Here is an 18,448-nt window from a genome sequence, read left to right on the forward strand (position 1 = left end):
TGTCCTTTAATGTTCTCGGCTTTGCAGCCCGATGCGGCGCTGGCGGCACACCGTTTCGTCCGCCGCAGTCCGCGCGCGGATGATGTGGTCATCGACATACTTTATTGTGGCGTTTGCCATTCCGATCTCCATCAGGCCCGCAATGACTGGGGTGGGTCGATGTTCCCGTTGATCCCCGGCCATGAAATTATCGGTAAGGTGACGCAGGTTGGACGGGACGTAACCTCCTTCCGCGTCGGCGATATGGTTGGCGTCGGCTGTATGGTGGATTCCTGCCAGCAATGCGAATCGTGCCAGGCGGGGCTGGAACAGTACTGCCTGGACGGGTTTACCGGTACCTATAACAGCAAAGATCGCCATGACGGTCAGGTCACTTTCGGCGGTTATTCGGAAAAGATCGTCGTGTCGGAAAAATTTGTGCTGCGGATCCCGGAGAAACTGGATCCGCGTTCCGCTGCGCCACTGGAACGTACAGCCGGGCGACAAAATCGGCGTGGTGGGACTAGGCGGATTGGGCCATATGGCGCTGAAACTAGCGAAAGGAATGGGGGCAGAGGTGACGCTGTTTACACGCTCGTCTGGTAAAGAAAGCGAAGCCCGTCGTCTGGGCGCTGATCATGTGGTGCTGTCGACCGATAATCAGCAGATGGCGGCGGTGGCCGGCCATTTCGATCTGATAATCGATACCGTCCCGACCCGGCACGATGTTAATCCTTACACCGCAACGCTGAAACTTAACGGCACCCTGGTGTTGGTAGGGATGATTGGCAACATTGAGCCGGTACCGCACACCGGTCCGCTTATCATGGGGCGTAAATCCATCGCCGGTTCATTAATTGGCGGGATTGCGGAAACCCAGGAAATGCTGGATTTCTGCGCCGAAAAAGGCATTACTTGCGACATTGAAATGATCGATATGCAATACATCAACGAAGCCTATGAGCGTATGCTGAACAGCGACGTCAAATACCGTTTCGTCATTGATATTGCCTCACTGAAGCAGTCTGCTTGACGGCGGCGGGCGCGGCGTCAGCCGCGCCTGGTTACCACTTCACGTTCTCGCAAACCGCAGCACCCGACCTAATTCAACCCGCACGCCCTAACTCAACCCGCATACCCTAACTCAACCCGCACACCCTAATTCAACCCGCACACCCTACCTAAATTCGCACACTCTACCTCATCGCCGTCCGCGGCGGGGAGTGCAGGCGCATCAAACCACGCCAAGGCTTTAAGCCTTCGCCGAGGTTAGACGTTATCTCAACCTGCCGCAGGTCGTATCGGTGCATCTTGCTGTGACGGGGCTTCCCAGCCGCCGCCGAGCGACAGGAACAGCATGACCTGATCGTCGGAAAGCTGACCGGCGGACTGCGCCAGCGCCGCATCGCTCGACGCCAGACTGCGCTGTGCATCCAATACGTCCAGATAGCCGATTTTGCCGCTGCTATACAGCAGACGGGTTTTCTCGGCGACATCGCGGGTTTCGGCGCGCGCCGCCGGCAGCGCCCGGTAGCGATCCAGGTCGCGGGCGTAATTGTTCAGTGCGGTTTCCACTTCCCGCAGGGCCGTCAGTACGGAGCCATCGAAACGGGCCAGCTCAGCGCGGGTGCCGGCCTGCGCCTGCTCGATACGCGCCTGAACCGCGCCACTGGACGGTAGAGTCCAGGAAATGAGCGGACCGAGGCTCCAACCGTAAGTATCCTTTTGGCCAATGCCGTTAAGCAACCCGGCCGAAGTGCCGGAAAGTCCCAGGGTCACTTTGGGATACAGGTCCGCCATCGCTACGCCAATACGCGCGGTTTCCGCCGCTAGACGAAGCTCGTTCTGGCGAATATCCGGCCGGCGGCGCAGTAGGGCGGCGCCATCGCCCACGGGTATGACCTGCGTCAGGCGCGGCGGTGTGGTGCAATCCGCCACCTGGCGTGGGAAATCCTGCGGCAGGGCGCCCGTAATCGTGGCAAGTTGATAAAGATTATTCTGACGCCGCGCTTCCAGCGGCGGCAACGTGGCCTTGAGCTGTTGCAGTTGCGCGGGAGCGTACCGTATCCAGTTCCCCGGTGCGGCCGGCCTGCAGCAGGCGACGGGTGAGATCAACTGAGCGTTGCTGCAATTCGATAGAGTGGCGCGTGGTCATTAACTGTAGGCCGGTGGCGCACAGATCGGCATAGGCACGGGCGGTATTGGCGGCGACGTTGATTTTCACCAGATCCAGCGCGGCCTGTGCCGCTTCGCTATCGGCGCTGGCGGCCTCCAGCGCACGCTGGATCTGGCCGAAGAGATCTAATTGATACGAAAGGGACAGCCCGCCATCGTAGCGCCAGGCATTGTCCGGAACGTAGCCCGGTTCCAGCACCGACAGTCCCGATGGGTGACCATAATAGGGTTCGGCATTGGCGCTCAACGACGGATTTTGCGCGCTGGCAGCTTCTTTGAGCAAGGCCTGTTGCCGTTCTAGATTTGCCATGGCAAGGCGTAAATCGGTATTGCGCGCCAGCGCCTGACGCACCAAGGCGTCCAATTGCGGATCTTGATACAGCCGCCACCAGTACGGCGGCAGCGGCCGGGCACTGGCGAGTGCGTCGGCCGCGGTCATCGGCGCGCCGGCGTCGGTGTTGTGCAGCGGCAGGCTACCGGCCCTGCTGATGAGTGCCGTTGCCGGCGGGCGATAATCGGGTCCGACCGGATGGCCGCCGCAGCCGGCAATAAACAGCGCCAGCGCCCGCGGGGATCGCCGGTCACAGGCGCCGTTGCCGGAGACAGACCCCGGAGCTGGCTGCGAGAAAGCGCCGCCGGTTAATGCGCTGAGGATCATGCGCCATGCCACCGGGAAGCCTGTCCGGAGGCGGCATGAGCATTATTCACCGCCTGGACTTCCACGGTCACCGTTTGCCCCGCCACCAGCCGCTGCGTCGCCGGCAGCGGATCGATTCTGACGCGTACCGGGATCCGCTGCGCCAGCCTTACCCAATTAAATGTCGGATTAACGCTGGGCAGCAGATTATCGCCGGTAACGCGATCGCGTTCGGCGATACCGGCGGCAATACTCTCTACCCTGCCGGTAAAGGGGCCATTTCCCCCCATCGGGATCACCCGCACCGCCGCGCCGATATGAATACGCGGCAGCTTGGTTTCTTCAAAATAGCCTTCGACATAAAAAGAACCACTGTCCACCAGCGCCAACACGGGTTTCCCGGTAGTGGCGTAGCTGCCCTGACGCAACACCAGATTGGTTATCATCCCGTCGACGGGCGCTCGCACCTGAGCGCGCGCCAGGTTGAGGCGCGCGCTATCCAGCGCCACCTGCGCCTGCGCCAGGCCGTTCTGCGCCTGCTCGTATTGGGTGCGGCTGCGTTCGCGCTCCTCTTGCGGCACCAGGGTAGCCAACTGGGCATTGAGTTTATCTTCCCGCTGCGCCTGCGCCATGGCGATACGTTGCGCATTTACCGCCCCCTCCGCCTGACGCACCGCCAGCTCGTAACGGCTGCGGTCCACCACGAACAGCAGCGTTCATGCCGCGACATGCTGGTTATCGTGCACCATTACCTCGGTCACCAGGCCGGAGACGTCGGGGGCTATCGGCACCACATTGGCGCGCACGCGCCCGTCCCGCGTCCAGGGAGCCAGCTCATAATGATCCCACAATTGCACCACCGCCCATAACGCCGCCAGCGTCACCCCCAGCGTTATCAGCACCCGGATAAGCTGTCGGCCCCGTAAGGTAAAAGTTTCTGATTTCATTGCGCATTATCGCTGTAAAAGAGAGGTAGCATAGGTGAGCCCATGCAATAACAAACAGTAAAAGGCGATATCGAACAGCGCCGGATGCCAGATCCAGTGATACAGCCCGAGAGCGGCCAGCAGCCGGCGGACGACGAAAAATAGCCCCAGCGCGCCCAGGGCCAGCAGCATTAGCCAGGGGATGAACATGCCATAAAAGCTCGCTTCGCCTATCATGGCGTCTCTCCGGCGGTCAGGTAGTGCGGCGCATGAGGAAACAGGTTATGGCGAAGTCCCACCAGCGCGGTAATCAATGTGCGGCGGTGATGGGTGGTTTCCGGCAGGGATAAGATCGCGGTGATGGATTGGTCAACCGTTAACAACAGCGGCGCGGGCGGCTGATTTTCCGCCCGGTTGAACAGCACCGCCAACTGCCTGAGCAGGCCCGGCAGCGGCAGGGACGGAAAGTGCTTTTTCACCTGTTGCAGGGCGATGATATTGGCGCCAAGGCGCAAATCGCGCAGCGACTCTCGGGCGACGGTGTTATGACGCGTGACCTCGCCCTGGGCAACTCGCGCCACCAACAGACCAATGCGGTCGAGCATCCGTACCGCGAACACCTGCAGTTGATACGCCCGGCTGCTGCTGGCGATCATCACCATCTCGCGGCGGATGGCGCGGCGGATCCGGCGCGCGCTCCAATCGGCCCCCACCGAGCGGATAAGCCGGGTAACGCGGGCGGCGATGAAGGTGCCCAGCACCTGCGCGGTGGTGGTATTGATGAAACTGGTGACGTCGGCGCGGGCGCTATCATGCAAAGAGAGCGGGCCGGCGACGCCGAACAGCAACGGTAGGGCAACCATCAGCAGCGCCGGTCGGGCGCTGTAGCAGCCGAGAATGATGAACAACGGCGCGCAAACCAGCACGATCATGCCAAAATACTGCACGTCCGGCAGCAACACCAGAATATAGAGAGCGGACAAGGGCACCGACCACAGCGTATATTTTAAAAACATATTGATGGCGGGAACAGGATCGTCCATCACTGCAAAAAATCGCCGCCGTGTCGCCGTCGGTCCAGCCGCCGAGGATCCAAAGAAAGCAGGTCAGGCCGATGGCGACAAACGCCGCCAGCGCCGATAACAGTGCCATGCCGATATCGCGGTGCAGCACCCGGTCACCCAGGGCCGGCGTACGGCGCTTCGGCATCACCCCTTGCGCCACGCCGATCTGGATATCCCGACGCAGCAGCAGACATTCCTGCCACTGGCTTAGCAGATCTTCCAGATAGCCGGCGAGCGAAATGCGCAGTGCCTGGGTCTAGTCGCTGTCGCCGCGAGTGGTTTCCAGCACGCGTACCGCGTCGCGCAGCGCCAGATTGGCCGCGCGATCGGGCGCCGGCGTGCTGCCCGTCGACAGCAGCGGCTCTTGGGAGGCCAGCCAGCGGTTGATGTGCTGTTTCACCGTCCACACATCCGGGCGCCAACCGCCTTCCGCCTGATAAAGCCCCTGCGGGCGATCGTCCACCGCAGACAGCGTCGGCAGCAGCGCCGCCACCCGGTCTTGCAGAGCACGTACCGCGGCCGCGGTCCAGCGTAAGTTGCCGGTATCGAAGGGAATATGGGTTGCCAGCAGGCGCAACTGGGTAATGTCCAGTGACAGACGGACCCGGGCAGCGGACAGCGCACCCTCCTCATCCGGCGGCGGTGGCGCCGCGTCCGCGAAGATATCCGTCAGCCGGCGGCGGGTGTCCTTCAGCGTTTTATCCATCAATCCCATGACGCTGGCGCTGAGGCCGGCGGGCAACACCATGCTATGAACCAAAGTGGCGCACAGAATGCCCAGGCAAATTTCCTCGACCCGCGACACCGCGGTATCAAAGATGGCGGCCGGATTCTGTACGGCGGGGAAACCGATCAGCGCGGCGGTATAACCGGCCAGCATGAACGCGTAAGCGCGCGGCGTCCGGTCCAACAGCGACACGAACAGGCAAACGCTGACCCACACACCCATCGCCAACGTCAGTAGCACCGGCGCATTGGATAACGCCGGAATCAACAGCACCTTGGCGGCGCTGCCGATAAAGGTCCAGGTGATACGAAATAGGGCTTTTGACCGCACCATCCCCGCCAGCGGCTGGCTGACCACATAGACCGTCATCAGCGACCAGAAGGTATTGGGCAGTCCGGCCCGGCTGGAAAGATACAGCGCCAGCAGCGCCGCGGTGTAGCTCTTCAGCGAATAAAGGATTTCGCCGCGGGAAAAAAGCGGCCATGCCGGCAGGGACATCACGGTTCAGTCCTTGGTGCCGGCGTCGTCGTTATCCAGCGTGGACAGTCCATTGATGACCAGCCGCTGCTCCAGCAGGCTGAAAGTGCGCAGGCATACCTCAAGATCAGCCTGCGCTACCCCGGCAAACAGCTGGTCGCGCAAGTCATTAAGCAGATCTTCAATACGCACGCTGATTTTTGCGCCGGCCTCGGTGAGAAACAGCATCTTGGCGCGTTTGTCGACGCTGTCTTCCCGGCGTAAAACCAGGCCGGCTTCCACCAACTAATTAAGCGAACGCACCAACGACGGCCCCTCGATATCCAATTCCAAGGACAAGCTGCCGGGGCGGATGCCTTGCGGGTGGCGCACGATGAGCACTAACGGCCAGGCGATAGCGGCGGACAGGCCCAGCGGCGCCACGACTTTATCGGCGCGGGCGCGATAGGCGCGGGCGACGGGCACCATTGACACCGTAAAAGCCATTAAGGCCTGTTGGCGAAGAAGCGTCATGAGAGTATATTTTGTTAGTGGATAAATAGATAGGTTGCTAAATATATGGTGAGCGCCTACATGAGTCAATTACTTCTTGGTGCCGCGTCGGCAGTCAGGCAGGCGAATCCTTAGCGCTTTGCCAGATACTCGCCGCGCCGTCCATGGCGCGGCGTGCGTTAGAGGTACACCCGCAGATACTCTCCCAGGCAGAGAATCGCCATCGCCTGGCCATAAGGCATGGAGGTCAGGGGGATTTGACGGTAATAATCCAGGTCGGCGCCCATGGCGGTACCGAAGGATACCTGGCTTAGCTCGCCATTGGCATTGATCCTTTCAATCACGACGCGCACCGCTTTTTCCGCAACCGGCTGCCAGCTGGCGTCCAAATAACGCTTACGGATACCCTTGAGGATTCCGTAGGCGAAACCCGCGGTGGCGGAGCTCTCCAGGTAGGAGTTGGGATCATCCAACAGCGTGTGCCATAAACCGCTGTCGTCCTGGCAGGCGGCCAGTGCGCTGACCTGGCTTTGCAGCACCTGCAACAGGAAACGTCGGGTAGCGTCATGGGCCGGCAAATCCAACAGTTCGATGAATTCAGGGATGACGACCGTCAGCCAGATGTTGCCCCGCGCCCAGCGCGCGTTGGCGAAATTATGATTACCATCGAAGCTCCAGCCATGGAACCATAAGCCGGTTTGCCGATCCATCAGATATTGCACATGCAGCAGAAACTGATAGGTGGCCTCGGCGACAAATTCCGGCCTGTCTAGCAGCTTGCCAATTTTTGCCAGCGGCAGCACGGTCATCATCAACGTATCGTCCCACATCTGCTGATGATTCTCATTGTTGTAGACGATATGCTGCATGCCCTGCTTCTCGGTGCGCGGCATCTCGTACATGGCCCACTCCGCCCAGCGCTCCAGATAGGGGCGCCACGCAGTATTGCCGGTCTCCTCATAGCGATAGGCCAGGGTAAGAAACGGACAGACGGTATTCACGTTTTTGGTCGGCGTGCCCTGCGCCAATTGCTGCGTGAACCAATCATCGATAATGGCGCGCATCCGGTCGTCGCCCGTTTGCTGATAATACTGATAAATACCGTACAAGACGACGCCGTGGGTCCATTCCCAGCCGGCGGCCCAGCCCTTGGTATCAATGACCCGCCCGTCGTCCAACCGCAGCAGGAATTCGCCGCTATCATCGGTGATATTCACCAGATTATCGGTCACTTTCTCAATCAGCGCCTGGAGACGGTCGCGGGAGAAAAGGTATTCCGGCTGCCGTAGCAGGGCACTGTGCTTCACGCTGAAAATCGTCATCATCTTTTCCTGCAAGTTTATCGTCTCTCTGAATCCGGGGTCGGCAGTGGAAGGTATGGTCGCTCGTTTACCCGCGCCGGCTTATGCCGGTTAAGGTAGCCGATATTATTGTTCCCCCACAGATATTCATATTTCATGCCTGTCAGCATCTCGACGATGGCTTTGTTTTCCGGCGTAATCTGTTCCGGCACCAGACGATTGGCATCGCGTATTTTGCGCGTCTCTGCTGCCAGCACGCCGTGCGTTTCCAGGTTAAGTTTAAAGCGTAACGAGATGAAAAAGCCGATAGCCAGCACGATGACCGTGCCCACGCTCAGGACAGCCATAATGGTATTGGCCACTTCCGGCGCCTGCTGGCTTTGTCCCGAAACGAAGCCGGACAATTGCAGCACGATACCTACCAGCATCACCGCGCCGGCCTGAGAGGCTTTACGTGTCAAGGTCATGATGCCGGCGAAAATCCCTTCGCTGCGCTGGGCGGTGATGGTCTCATCCACATCGGCGATGTAGGTATAAATATTCCACGGCACATAGTTGATGCCGCCGCGTCCCAGACCGGCTATCGCCGACACCAGAAGCAGTAGCGCATAGATATCGCTTAACCCGGCGTACCACAGGACGGAATAGGCGACAACGCTCAGGCCGAACAGCGAGACCACCAGGCGATAAGAGGGGGCCGGCCCGAAGCGGATGCACAGTGGGATCATGCCGATCACGGCGACGAATTGCAGAATCGCCATCACGCCCAAGCAGGTTGGAGGCGACGGTCGCGCTTTGCATCAGCACGAATACCACGTAATAGGTAAACACCGCATTAAATACATCCTGCGCAATATAACCACCGAGATACAGCCCCAAATGCTGGCGGAAAATGCGGATGCGTAACGTCGAGGTCAGTTCGACATGCAACCGCTGTAGGCTTTGTTTCAGCGTAAGCTGTTGCTTATCTTCCTCGCTGGACATCAAACCCGGCCAGCAGATAAAGCCAGGTGAAAAAGTGGCGGTGATCGACAAATTGGCCGTCTATCACTTCGAGGCTGAGTTTAGCGAATTCTACCTGGATAAGATCCGTCGCGGTATGGAGGTGATGGCGCACAGCGGCGATGCGGATTTCCCGCTGGTCATCGATTCGGTTTCGTCGATGGTCGATAACGGCAAATTCAAAGCCAAACTGGTTTTGCATCAGCCACTGCAACGGTACCTGAAGCGGGGTCAGTCCATTGAGGTACGTGTGGCGCTGGCCGCTGCGGGTGAGGCGCTGCTGGTCCCCTCCCGGGCGATTTTCTACCAGCAGGGGCAGGCCAGGCTGTTTGTCAGCTATGCACAACGGCGACGTGCCGTGAAAACGGCGGTGACAATCAAGCCCACGGGAGGGGCACAAACCGCAGTCATAAGCGGCCTGCAAGAAGGCCAACAGGTTGTCGCCTTCACCCATAACCAGTACCCGAGAAATAACATTATCGAGTTCAAGTAATATGAGTGGTATTGGAAAGGCTGAAAATATTTCCTGGCGCGGACCATGAAGATCTTGGCGCTCAACGAGCTGAGTCTGTCGGTGAGGCCGGCGAATTTATGGCGGTGATGGGGACATCAGGATCGGGGAAAGCCACGCTGCTGAACGTGTTGTCTTGTTTGAAACCCTGGCTGCGGGACGTCTGACGCTGGCGGGACATGACGCCGCCGGTCCGGGCAATGCGAAGAAAATGGCGCTGCGCAGGCAACTGATAGGCTATATTTTTTTAATCATTTAATTTCATCAGTCCGCTAACGGTGGAGGAAATTGTGCCCTGCCGCTGAAATATCGCAGCGTGCCGGCGGCCGAGCGACGGCAACGGATCTCCGCCGCGCTGGTGTCGCTCGGGTTGCGAAACCGCGCTCAGCTTTATCCGGCTCAGCTTTGCGGCGGGCAGCAACAGCGGGTGGCTATCGTCCGCGCCATGATCGCCCGGCCAGCGCTGATTCTGGCGGATGAGCCTACTGGCAATCTGGACAGTAAAAACAGCCGCGACATGCTTACGCTGCTGCGTCAATTCATCTTCATGGGACCACCATTATTATTGTGACCCATTCCGAAGATGCCGCAGGCAATGCCAGCGGTGTTGTCATGATGAGGGGCGGCTATATTAACTAAATGATAAAAGGAAGGCCCCCATGTTAAGGACGTATACCGGTAAAGGATATTACCCGAACCTCATTGGACCCTTCGTTTGCCAAACTGGCATCAAACCACTATCCCACTATCGCAACATCCACTATCGCTCTATCGCAAGAGCGTGGAGAGTCTGCTGGTGAATAAGCTGTGGCGATCTCTAAGCAGTCGCCGGCCAGCGTTTGGCTTGACGAGGTCACGTCACTTTCATCAGAATTAAAAAGTCAGATCCGGTATTTCTTCCTTCGGTCAACGTGGCATTCTGTTCACACAGGTAAAGGTCGGCTACGGCCGCGGTATTAACACGGGAGAATACGATGGCTTCGACTACTATGCTGATAAACGACATCACCCAAGATCCGCGCTGGCGAGCGATAGCGCGCCGGGACACGGCCGCCGATGGGTCGTTCGTTTATGGGGTCGTCACTACCGGCATTTTTTGCTCACCCTCCTGCGCTTCGCGCCGGCCGCGGCCGGAAAATGTTCGCTTTTTCAGCGACGGTGACCACGCGCTAGCGGCGGGTTTTCGCCCCTGCAAACGCAGCCGGCAGGGTCTGCCGTCACGGGCGTCAGATCACGCGGCGCGTATCGCGCGCGCCTGTCGACAGATAGAGGCGGCGCAGCGGCCTCCGGCACTGCCTGCCCTAGCTGCACAGGCCGGTATGAGCGCCAGTCATTTTCATCGGGTATTCAAAGCCATTACCGGTGTTACGCCGCACGCTTATGCCGTTGGTTGCCGCCAGGGCCGCTTGAGCCAGGCGCTGACCGGTGCCGAGAAGGTGACCGGAGCGATGCATGATGCCGGTTACCCTTCCAGCGGTCGTTTCTACACCGAGGCGGAGCAGACATTGGGAATGACGCCCGGCGAGTTTCGCGCTGGCGGTAAAGGCATGCGCATTGACGTCGCGATCGGGCCGTGCTCACTAGGCTATATTCTGGTTGCCCATAGCGATCGCGGTATTTGCGCCATTTTGCTTGGCGATGACGCAGTTCAACTGCGGCAAGAGCTGTGCGATACCTTTCCCCACGCCGAGTTGCACGATAGCGATTCGGCTTATCGCCAGCGGGTCGCGCAGGTGGTGCGTTTTGTCGACGCACCGTGCCACACGTTTGATTTGCCGCTGGATATTCGTGGTACCGCTTTTCAGCAACGGGTTTGGCAGGTGTTACGCACTATCGCGCCAGGGGAGACGCTCAGCTATCGACAGGTGGCGGAACGCGTCGGTGCGCCTGGTGCCGTGCGGGCGGTCGCCAACGCTTGTGCCGCCAATCGGCTGGCGGTGGTTATCCCTTGTCATCGGGTGGTCCGCAGCGATGGCACGCTGTCGGGCTACCGCTGGGGAATTGACCGTAAACGCCGGCTGCTGGCGCAGGAAGACGACGACGGTGAGGCGCCAGCAGGACGATGAACACTGGCTGCTGGCGCAGGAAGCAGTATGCGGGCGGCGGTCCCCTGGGGCAGCGGGCGTTGACGCTTAACCCTTTTTCCGGCGCCCTACGGGCAGCAGCTGTAGTCCCCATGCCATGATGCCAGACAGAAGTCCCCAGAAGGCCGCGCCGATACCCAGCAGCGTGATGCCGGATACTGTTACCAAAAAGGTGATAATGGCCGCATTCCGGTGTTTCTCATCCAAAAGCGCGCTGTGCAGACTGCCGGCAATCGTGCTGAGCAGCGCCAGGCCGGCGAGGGTGTGAATCAGCGACACCGGTAGCGCTCTGAACAGCAGGCCAATGGAACCGCCAAACAGACCGGTCAGCAGATAGAATCCCCCTGCCGCCGCCATATAGCGCCGGCCGGGATCGTGGTGCGCCTCCGAGCCGAGGCAGACGGCGGCGCTGATGGCGGCGATACAAATGGAGAAGCCGCCGAAGGGGGACAGCAGCAGCGTGGTCAGCGCGGTCCAGGAAATAAGGGGGGATATCGGTGCAGGGTAGCCAGCGGCTTTCAGCGTCGCGACGCCAGGCGCATTCTGCGAGGCCATGGTGACGATAAAAAACGGCAGGGCGATGCCCAACAATGAGGCAAAGTGGAAGCGCGGCGTAATCCACTGCGGCGGGGCGAACGGCACCGGTTGTGCGCTAATCGCGAGATCCCCCTGCCAGGCCGCCACCACTAATCCCGCCGCTAGCGCCATGAGGACGGCAAAACGCGGCAACCACCGACGGGCGAGCAAGAAACAAAGGCTCATCGTGAACGTCATGGCAAATTGGCTTTGCAGCGAGACAAACGCCGACAGGCCAAAAGGCAGCAGAATACTGGCCAACATCGCCGCCGCAATTCCTTGGGGGATATGCGCCATGAGCCGGGCAAAGACGCCGGTAACGCCGCAAAGCAGGGTCAACCCGGCGGCGAAGACAAAAACGCCTATCGCCTCCGCCAAGGGTATCCCCGGGAGGCTGGTGACCAGCCGGGCCGCGCCGGGCGTCGACCAGGCGGTCAGTATCGGCATCTTGTACCACAGCGACAGGCCGAGTGAGGTGATGCCTATTCCCAGGCCGAACATTGTCAGCCAGCCGCCGATTTGCAGCGATGAGGCCTCCGCCGCGCCCGCCGCTTGAAAGATAATTGCCGCGGTGCTGGTAGGTATAGCCCACCAACACCGCGATAAACCCGGCGACAACCGCGGATAATGACAGATCGGATAGCCTTGCGCGTGCAGACATTGTATAACATCTCCAAATTGGGCGCGATAACGTACGATTGGCGCCAAACGTGATGATGCGCCATAGCGCTGCGCGTAAAGCATGCCATCAGGGAATTCCCCTCCGTGCGTTATAACGCATGATTTGCCCGGAAAGATACCATTATGCGTGATAAGGCACAACTGCCCGTTGTGCTTATGCTGGGGCTTTGCCCTGACGTTGAACCAAAAGGAGCATTATGCAGGGAGTAACCGAACGGATAGCCCATACGCTCAAATCCATTCGTAAAATGCGCGGCTGGAGCCTGTCGCATACCGCGCAGCATACCGGGGTGAGCAAAGCGATGCTGGGGCAAATTGAGCGCGGCGAATCCAGCCCCACCGTTGCCACGCTATGGAAAATCGCCAGCGGCATGCATGTCGCCTTTTCGGCTTTCCTTGAGACGCAGGGTAGTACTGTCGCCGGCGACGCACGCCGAGCTGAAACACCGGTCTTCCTTGAAACCGGCGGCGGGATGCGCGTGGAGTCGCTGTTTCCCTACGAGCCTACCTTGAGTTTTGAAATGTTCATCGTCGATCTGATTCCCGCCGCGCGCAGCGAGTCGTCACCGCATGCAAACGGCGTGGTGGAGCATGTCGCGGTAATCGAAGGCGTTCTGGCGCTGACGGTGGATGGGGGGGCGCATCGCCTAAGCTCGGGGCAGGGGATACGCTTTGCTGCCGATTGCCCGCATAGCTACCACAACCCGGGCGTAGAGCGAGTACGGTTTCATGATCTGATCCACTACCCCCCCTGGTGTGAGCGCTCCCCTGCATGGTCAACATGAAGCGCTCGCCCTGTTCGGGCGGCGTTTGCCGCAGAGAGTGCCCGACCCGACCGGCGCCTGCTTCCGCGGGTGTGCGGTCAGGGTGGCGCTATGGCCCGCGGACAATCGATCCTGCCGGCGATTACTCCAGCCGGCGTTGGGCGCTAAGCGCTCAGCGGTATAATTTGCGCAGCGTTGGCGTAACCCTGCGGCATCGACGCCAATACGCCCGCGTCTGCCGCGTCAGAAGGCCAAGGCCTTGATAAAAAGGGTGCGCGGTGCCGTCATTAAGCAGCGTCAGAAAGCGCGGCGCCCAAGGCAGCAGATGCTCAGCCAGCAGTGTATCCAACCGGAACGGGTTATTTTCCGCGAGCCAGGCGCTGAGCAACAGCAATAAGCCGCAGTGATCTTCCGGCTCATTTCTCGCCATGGCGGGAACGATCCCTTGCTGACGTAGCCAGGCGCGCAACGCCAAGGTGGAATCGCCGTACACTACGCTTTCCTCGTCCAGGCAAACCGACCACCACGGGGGCGCCGGCAGCGCATGCGGTCCAAGAAACAAGCGCTGGAATTCCTGCGCCAGCGTTTCACGCCGGCCAGCGGCCAGTCCTTGCCGTATTAACGCCGCTGCTTCGGCCAACCCCGGTAGCGCCGGCCATTCTGCCTGCCAGGCATTCCCGGACAGCGCAGCCAGTAGCGGCTGGCCGGCCCCTCGGGGGAGTAGTAAAGCAACGTGCCCAGCGTCCTGCCGGTGAAGGCGATGGTGTCGCACGCCTCCGCCGACGCGATGGCCGTGCTGCTGTCAGCCATTGCCGCGCCGTTTTCGGTCGCGTCGCGGTGAGCCGCTGCCGCGCCGTTGTCGTTGGGGCAGCGTGCGGCTGGATCCCTGCGACAATCCGCGCCGGCTGGCGGGCGATCCGTCTGCGGCTGCGCTAGCCCCTCTCGGCCGTCGGTACCGGAAATCTCAGTCATCATCCACCCCCTCGCAAAGCGGGCTGCCCTCAGCCGCCCACGCGTGGTTAACCGGCCACCGCCATACCGACGGTCATATGCAGCCCGTAAAACACGGCCCGGCCGATGAGTTCGCCGCACAATACCCACAGCATCCCGAACGCCAATCCGCCGACCGGCGGCGTTTTTCCGCGCAGCAGCGGCAGCAGCCAGAACGCCAGCCCAAGCACCAACAGCACCAGACGGCCGGCCATCAGCAAACCGTAATCGGGAATCAGCGTTACCGCCTGCTGGACGGAGCTGTGGATTGTGGGCAACTGGCTGGCCTGCAAAATGACCACCAGCAGGCTGGCCAATAGGGAAAGCGAGCTTACCCAGGGCAGATAGCGCATGGCATCATCCGGGATCCCCGCCGCGCGCAGCAGCAGATAGCCGAGCAGCGGACCGCCTATCAATACCGTCAACACAAAACCGAGCGGCGTAAAGACGCTGTACCAGGTCGGCACGGTATCAATAAGATAGACACGCCCCATGGCGTACAGAAACACCAGTCCCGCAAGCGCTGTCACCACCAGCCAGAGTTTATACAGCCCGACCGGCAGGCGATTTAGCACCGCCAATAGCCAGTAAAGTCCGCCCAGGGCGAAAAACAGCGAGCCGGTCGCTATCTCGTTGCTCAACGGCGAGGCACCCAGCCGGTTGAGGGCGTTCATCGCGCGCAGCGGCGACCCCAAATGCAGCATGGATGCGGCGAAGCCCACCCCCATCAGCGCCCACAGAAAAAACATCATTCTGCGCACCCGGCGACCGCTGTCTGCCGACAACCGCCCGCCGAGCAGTAGCGCCGCCATCGCCAGATAGCCGCCGGCCACGGTGAAAAACATTAACGGCCATTCATGCCATCCATTACCCATGTTACACCTCCCGCTGGTTAGCCAGGTAGCCGGTGGTATCGCCCACCGTCCGGCTATTGCTATTGGCCTTCAGCACCAGATTGGGCCGGGTGAAACGTGCCGTCGGCAACGGAGCGACTTCCGCCAGTTGACCGTACTTGGCGCGTAGCTGTTCGATAGGCGCCAGATCCAGCGCCCGTAAGGGGCAGGATTCAACGCAAATGGGTTTTTGCCCCACCGCCACCCGCTCGTGGCAGCCATCGCATTTGGTCATGTGGCCTTTGACGGCATCAAACTGCGGCGCGCCGTAAGGGCACGCCATATGGCAATAGCGGCAGCCGATGCAAATCTCTTCATTCACCACCACAAAACCGTCTTCCCCTTTATGCATAGCGCCGCTCGGGCAAACTTTAACGCAGGCAGGATCCTCGCAATGGTTGCAAGCGATAGACAGATAATATGCAAAGACGTTCTGATGATAGCTGTCGCCATCCTGCTGCCAGTGTCGCCGCCGGCATACTCATAAATACGACGAAAACTCACCTGCGGCGACAGGTTTTTATAATCCTTGCAGGCCAGCTCGCAGGTTTTACAGCCGGTGCAACGTTCGGAATCAACACTCAATCCGTATTGAGTACTCATGACCGGCTCCCTACGCCTTCTCTATCTGGATAAGATTGGTATGCTGCGGATTGCCCTTCGCCAGCGGCGACGGACGCTGCGTGGTGAGGGTATTGATGCAGCCGCCGTGATCCACCTTATCGCCGTTCATATCGGCCTGGTGCCAGGCGCCTTGGCCAATTGCGGTTGCCCCGGGCAAAATGCGCGGCGTGACTTTTGCCAGAATGCCGACCTCGCCGCGGTCGTTAAAGACTCTGACCCAATCGCCGTTTTTAATCTCCCGCGCTCGGGCGTCGAGGGGATTTATCCAGATTTCCTGCTGGCAGGCCGCCTGCAGGACATCGATATTGCCGTAGCTGGAGTGCGTCCGCGCTTTATAGTGGAATCCCGCCAGTTGCAGGGGGAAGCGCGTGCGCAGCGGGTCATCCCAGCCCTCAAAGGTCGAGGCATACTGCGGCAGCGGCGTAATGGCATCACCTTGTGGCAATTGCCAGCGGGCGGCGATATCCGCCAGGCGCGGCGAGTAGATCTCGATTTTCCCTGACGGGGTTTTTAACGGATGGCCTGCGGGATCCTCGCGGAATTGGCGATAGGCGACAAAATGGCCGTCGGGATCGCGCCGTTTGTATATGCCCTGGGCCTTGAGGGTGTCATAGTCTGGCAGATCAGGATCGCGCGCGCGTATTTTGGCATACAGATAGTGCAGCCACTCCGATTGACTGCGGCCCTCGGTGAATCGTTGCAAGACATCATCGCCCAACCGGCGGGCGATTTCGCTGGTCATCCAGTAAAGAGACCGGCGTTCAAATTTCGCGCTGGTGGCCGGCTGGCCAAAAATCAGGTATCCCATATTGCCGGCATAATCGTTTGGCACGATATCTTCCTGCTCGGTGGTCATCAAGTCCGGTAGCAGCAGGTCGGCGTACTTCGCCGACGAGGTCATAAAATTCTCCACCACCACGATCATCTCGCAATCTTTGTCGTTTTGCAGGATCTCGTGGGTGCGATTGATGTCAGAGTGCTGATTCACCAGCGTATTGCCGGCGTAATTCCAGATAAATTTAATTGGAACGTCGAGTTTATCCTTGCCCTGAATGCCATCTTTCAGCGCGGTCAATTCCCGGCCGCGGGCAATGGCGTCGGTCCATAAAAACACCGGTATCTTGGTTTTCACCGGGTTGGTGCCCACCGGCAACCGTTAGATGCTAATGGTGTAGGTGGATTCCCGGGCGCCGCTGTTACCGCCGTTGATACCGACATTGCCGGTAAGGATCGGCAGCATGGCGATGGCGCGCGAGGTTTGCTCGCCGTTGGCCTGCCGTTGCGGTCCCCACCCCTGGCAGATATAGGCTGGTTTGGTGCTGCCGATTTCCCGCGCCAGCTTGATGATGCGATCGCGCGGTATCGTGGTGATTTTTTCCGCCCAGGCGGGGGTTTTGGCGATGCCATCGTCACCATCGCCAAGAATGTACGCCTTGTAATGCCCGTTGGCGGGGGCGTCCGCCGGCAGGGTCTTCTCGTCATAGCCGATACAGTAAGTATCGAGAAACGCCTGATCCACCAGATTTTCGGTGATGAGAACCCAGGCGATGGCGTTCACCAGCGCGGCGTCGGTGCCCGGGCGGATGGGAATCCATTCGTCCTCGCGGCCGGCAGCGGTGTCGGTATAGCGTGGGTCGATGACTATCATGCGCGCCTGCGAGCGTTCCCGCGCCTGCTCCAGATGATAGGTAATGCCGGCGCCGCTCATGCGGGTTTCCGCCGGGTTATTGCCGAACATCACCACCAATTTGGTATTGACAATGTCTGAGGTGCTATTGCCTTCATTGCTGCCGTAGGTATAGGGCATGGCGGCGGCAATCTGCACGGTGCTGTAGGTACCGTACTGGCCAAGCGATCCGCCATAGCAATTCATTAGCCGGGTGACCAGCGAGCCGGAAGGGGACGACCGGCAAAAGTTGCCGCCGGTTATGCCGGAGCTGTAATGAATGTATACCGCTTCGTTGCCGTAATCTTTGACAATTCGCTTTAAATTGGCGCTCAGGGTGTCCAGCGCTTCGTCCCAGCTGATGCGTTGAAATTTACCTTCGCCACGCTTGCCAACCCGCTTCATCGGGTAATTCAGGCGGTCGGGATGGTTCATGCGGCGGCGAATAGAGCGGCCGCGCAGGCAGGCGCGCACCTGATGATCGCCATACTGATCGTCGCCGGTGTGATCGGTTTCCACCCAGTACACCTCGTCATCGCGCACATGCATGCGCAGCGCGCAGCGGCTGCCGCAGTTTACCGAGCACATACTCCAGACGACGTTATCTTGCGCGACGACGGGCACGGTAGACTCGGCGTGCGCCTGGCGAAAAGGCAGGGGAATAACGTGGCTGGCCAGCAATAAACCGCCGGCTGCGGTGCCACCTTTAAGCAGGTTGCGCCGGCTGATAGCTACCGGCTCCTGCGGGGAAAGGGAGTTAGTTTTCATCGATCACCCATTGATTGCTGACATAAAATTTAACCGCTCAGCGCAAGCACATTATTTGTTATGAAAACTATTTGCTTGCAGACTAATAATGAACCTATGAACGCAGTCGTA

Annotated in this window: 12 protein-coding genes and 8 pseudogenes; 5 read left to right on the forward strand and 15 right to left on the reverse strand. The window is 59.8% G+C overall.

All coding sequences use genetic code 11. From position 1 onward, the window contains the following. Positions 1-9 precede the first annotated feature (9 nt). Positions 10-1,012 (forward strand): annotated as a pseudogene (locus JZM24_RS01315) (NAD(P)-dependent alcohol dehydrogenase). Positions 1,013-1,260: 248 nt separating this feature from the next. Here the strand turns inward: JZM24_RS01315 and JZM24_RS01320 are convergent. The 10 genes and pseudogenes from JZM24_RS01320 to JZM24_RS01375 all read right to left on the reverse strand — a co-directional run. Further along, the gene (locus JZM24_RS01320; RefSeq protein WP_215668305.1) at positions 1,261-2,004 is read right to left on the reverse strand and encodes a TolC family protein; all 744 of its coding nucleotides are present in this window, start codon (positions 2,002-2,004) and stop codon (positions 1,261-1,263) included. Beyond that, positions 1,973-2,824: a TolC family protein gene (locus tag JZM24_RS18225; RefSeq protein ID WP_215668306.1), complete on the reverse strand. Its 852-nt coding sequence runs from the start codon at positions 2,822-2,824 to the stop codon at positions 1,973-1,975. Before JZM24_RS18225 ends, JZM24_RS01320 begins: the two co-directional genes overlap by 32 nt. After that, the gene (locus JZM24_RS01330) at positions 2,809-3,495 is read right to left on the reverse strand and encodes an HlyD family secretion protein (RefSeq protein ID WP_215668307.1); all 687 of its coding nucleotides are present in this window, start codon (positions 3,493-3,495) and stop codon (positions 2,809-2,811) included. The genes JZM24_RS18225 and JZM24_RS01330 overlap by 16 nt, the downstream gene beginning before the upstream one ends. A gap of 12 nt (positions 3,496-3,507) precedes the next feature. Then, positions 3,508-3,738 carry an HlyD family secretion protein gene (locus JZM24_RS01335; protein ID WP_215668308.1) on the reverse strand — a complete coding sequence of 77 codons (231 nt, stop codon included), beginning with the start codon at positions 3,736-3,738 and terminating at the stop codon, positions 3,508-3,510. Between the two features lie 6 nt (positions 3,739-3,744). After that, complete coding sequence (locus JZM24_RS01340) at positions 3,745-3,954, reverse strand: DUF1656 domain-containing protein (protein WP_215668309.1); 210 nt, start codon at positions 3,952-3,954, stop codon at positions 3,745-3,747. Further along, positions 3,951-6,006: pseudogene (locus JZM24_RS18230) on the reverse strand (FUSC family protein). Before JZM24_RS18230 ends, JZM24_RS01340 begins: the two are co-directional and overlap by 4 nt. A 6-nt stretch (positions 6,007-6,012) precedes the next feature. Continuing rightward, positions 6,013-6,270 carry a MarR family winged helix-turn-helix transcriptional regulator gene (locus JZM24_RS01360; protein WP_215668312.1) on the reverse strand — a complete coding sequence of 86 codons (258 nt, stop codon included), beginning with the start codon at positions 6,268-6,270 and terminating at the stop codon, positions 6,013-6,015. Beyond that, the gene (locus JZM24_RS01365) at positions 6,271-6,471 is read right to left on the reverse strand and encodes a winged helix DNA-binding protein (protein ID WP_215668313.1); all 201 of its coding nucleotides are present in this window, start codon (positions 6,469-6,471) and stop codon (positions 6,271-6,273) included. 185 nt (positions 6,472-6,656) lie between these two features. Beyond that, complete coding sequence (gene bglB / locus JZM24_RS01370) at positions 6,657-7,799, reverse strand: beta-galactosidase BglB (RefSeq protein ID WP_215668314.1); 1,143 nt, start codon at positions 7,797-7,799, stop codon at positions 6,657-6,659. A gap of 17 nt (positions 7,800-7,816) precedes the next feature. Further along, positions 7,817-8,762: pseudogene (locus JZM24_RS01375) on the reverse strand (MFS transporter); the annotation flags it as partial. Here JZM24_RS01375 and JZM24_RS01380 point away from each other — a divergent pair. From JZM24_RS01380 to ada, 3 genes and pseudogenes are all read left to right on the forward strand, one after another. Then, complete coding sequence (locus tag JZM24_RS01380; RefSeq protein WP_215668315.1) at positions 8,677-9,273, forward strand: HlyD family efflux transporter periplasmic adaptor subunit; 597 nt, start codon at positions 8,677-8,679, stop codon at positions 9,271-9,273. The pseudogene JZM24_RS01375 and the gene JZM24_RS01380 overlap by 86 nt on opposite strands. A 45-nt stretch (positions 9,274-9,318) precedes the next feature. Further along, positions 9,319-9,930: pseudogene (locus JZM24_RS19575) on the forward strand (ATP-binding cassette domain-containing protein). A gap of 335 nt (positions 9,931-10,265) precedes the next feature. Beyond that, complete coding sequence (ada, locus tag JZM24_RS01390) at positions 10,266-11,357, forward strand: bifunctional DNA-binding transcriptional regulator/O6-methylguanine-DNA methyltransferase Ada (RefSeq protein ID WP_215668316.1); 1,092 nt, start codon at positions 10,266-10,268, stop codon at positions 11,355-11,357. Positions 11,358-11,423: 66 nt separating this feature from the next. On the opposite strand, the pseudogene JZM24_RS01395 reads toward ada, so the two are convergent. Next, positions 11,424-12,612, reverse strand: a pseudogene (locus JZM24_RS01395) (benzoate/H(+) symporter BenE family transporter). Positions 12,613-12,829: 217 nt separating this feature from the next. Between JZM24_RS01395 and JZM24_RS01400 the strand changes: the two are divergent. Continuing rightward, on the forward strand, positions 12,830-13,417 hold the full coding sequence (locus JZM24_RS01400) for a helix-turn-helix domain-containing protein (RefSeq protein ID WP_215668317.1): 588 nt from the start codon (positions 12,830-12,832) through the stop codon (positions 13,415-13,417). A 151-nt stretch (positions 13,418-13,568) separates the two neighbouring features. Here the strand turns inward: JZM24_RS01400 and dmsD are convergent. The 4 genes and pseudogenes from dmsD to JZM24_RS01420 form a co-directional block, all read right to left on the reverse strand. Continuing rightward, positions 13,569-14,206 (reverse strand): annotated as a pseudogene (gene dmsD / locus JZM24_RS01405) (Tat proofreading chaperone DmsD). Between the two features lie 209 nt (positions 14,207-14,415). Further along, on the reverse strand, positions 14,416-15,261 hold the full coding sequence (locus tag JZM24_RS01410; RefSeq protein WP_215668318.1) for a DmsC/YnfH family molybdoenzyme membrane anchor subunit: 846 nt from the start codon (positions 15,259-15,261) through the stop codon (positions 14,416-14,418). A 1-nt stretch (position 15,262) separates the two neighbouring features. Beyond that, positions 15,263-15,882: pseudogene (locus JZM24_RS01415) on the reverse strand (DMSO/selenate family reductase complex B subunit). A gap of 10 nt (positions 15,883-15,892) precedes the next feature. Continuing rightward, positions 15,893-18,337, reverse strand: a pseudogene (locus JZM24_RS01420) (DmsA/YnfE/YnfF family dimethyl sulfoxide reductase). Between the last annotated feature and the right edge of the window lie 111 nt (positions 18,338-18,448).

The organism is Candidatus Sodalis endolongispinus, assembly GCF_018777395.1.
GTDB classification, from domain to species: Bacteria; Pseudomonadota; Gammaproteobacteria; order Enterobacterales; family Enterobacteriaceae; genus Sodalis_B; species Sodalis_B endolongispinus.